At 52.1% G+C, this 2,118-nt stretch carries 1 rRNA gene; it reads right to left on the bottom strand.

Annotated elements, in window-relative coordinates:
• Window positions 1–2,118, bottom strand: a 23S ribosomal RNA gene (locus MLE14_RS22125); the annotation flags it as partial.

Raw genomic sequence — 2,118 nt, 5'->3', positions numbered from 1 at the left:
CAGGCTCCTACCTATCCTGTACAAGCTGTACCAAAATTCAATATCAAGCTACAGTAAAGCTCCACGGGGTCTTTCCGTCCTGTCGCGGGTAACCTGCATCTTCACAGGTACTATAATTTCACCGAGTCTCTCGTTGAGACAGTGCCCAGATCGTTACGCCTTTCGTGCGGGTCGGAACTTACCCGACAAGGAATTTCGCTACCTTAGGACCGTTATAGTTACGGCCGCCGTTTACTGGGGCTTCGATTCAAAGCTTCGCTATTCGCTAACCTCTCCTCTTAACCTTCCAGCACCGGGCAGGCGTCAGCCCCTATACATCGCCTTGCGGCTTAGCAGAGACCTGTGTTTTTGCTAAACAGTCGCCTGGGCCTATTCACTGCGGCTCTCTCGGGCTTTGACACCCTACCAGAGCACCCCTTCTCCCGAAGTTACGGGGTCATTTTGCCGAGTTCCTTAACGAGAGTTCTCTCGCTCACCTTAGGATTCTCTCCTCGCCTACCTGTGTCGGTTTGCGGTACGGGCACCTATCCCCTCGCTAGAAGCTTTTCTTGGCAGTGTGGAATCAGGAACTTCGGTACTATATTTCCCTCGCTGTCACAGCTCAACCTTACGGTAAGCGGATTTGCCTACTTACCAGTCTAACTGCTTAGACGCACATATCCAGCAGTGCGCTTACCCTATCCTCCTGCGTCCCTCCTTCGCTCAAACGGTGATGAGGTGGTACAGGAATATCAACCTGTTGTCCATCGCCTACGCCTTTCGGCCTCGGCTTAGGTCCCGACTAACCCTGAGCGGACGAGCCTTCCTCAGGAAACCTTAGGCATTCGGTGGAAGGGATTCTCACCCTTCTTTCGCTACTCATACCGGCATTCTCACTTCTAAGCGCTCCACGGGTCCTTCCGGTCCCGCTTCACCGCCCTTAGAACGCTCTCCTACCATCCTCTAAAAGAGGATCCACAGCTTCGGTGATACGTTTAGCCCCGGTACATTTTCGGCGCAGAGTCACTCGACCAGTGAGCTATTACGCACTCTTTAAATGGTGGCTGCTTCTAAGCCAACATCCTGGTTGTCTAAGCAACTCCACATCCTTTTCCACTTAACGTATACTTTGGGACCTTAGCTGGTGGTCTGGGCTGTTTCCCTTTTGACTACGGATCTTATCACTCGCAGTCTGACTCCCAAGGATAAGTCTTTGGCATTCGGAGTTTATCTGAATTCGGTAACCCGATGAGGGCCCCTAGTCCAAACAGTGCTCTACCTCCAAGACTCTCACACTTGAGGCTAGCCCTAAAGCTATTTCGGAGAGAACCAGCTATCTCCAAGTTCGATTGGCATTTCACCCCTACCCACACCTCATCCCCGCACTTTTCAACGTGCGTGGGTTCGGGCCTCCAGTAAGTGTTACCTTACCTTCACCCTGGACATGGGTAGATCACCTGGTTTCGGGTCTACGACCTCATACTCATGCGCCCTATTCAGACTCGCTTTCGCTGCGGCTCCGCTTTTTCGAGCTTAACCTTGCATGAAATCGTAACTCGCCGGTTCATTCTACAAAAGGCACGCCATCACCCATAAACGGGCTCTGACTACTTGTAAGCACACGGTTTCAGGTTCTCTTTCACTCCCCTCCCGGGGTGCTTTTCACCTTTCCCTCACGGTACTGGTTCACTATCGGTCACTAGGGAGTATTTAGCCTTGGGAGATGGTCCTCCCAGCTTCCGACGGGATTTCACGTGTCCCGCCGTACTCAGGATCCACTCAAGAGGGAACGAAGTTTCAACTACAGGGCTGTTACCTTCTCTGGCTGGCCTTTCCAGACCTATTCATCTACCCCGTTCCTTTGTAACTCTATGTTGAGTGTCCTACAACCCCAAGAGGCAAGCCTCTTGGTTTGGGCTAATCCCGTTTCGCTCGCCGCTACTCAGGGAATCGCATTTGCTTTCCTCTCCTCCGGGTACTAAGATGTTTCAGTTCCCCGGGTGTACCCTCATAACCCTATGGATTCAGGTTATGATCCTGCCCCATTACAGACAGGGGGTTTCCCCATTCGGAAATCTCCGGATCAAAGCTTACTTACAGCTCCCCGAAGCATATCGGTGTTAGTACCGTCCTTCATCG

The organism is Bacillus litorisediminis (assembly GCF_022808645.1).
In the GTDB taxonomy this organism is placed as follows: Bacteria; Bacillota; Bacilli; order Bacillales; family JC228; genus Bacillus_BF; species Bacillus_BF litorisediminis.
Note: the sequence above shows the minus strand (reverse complement) of the source record. Positions and strands in the feature narration are given on the sequence as shown.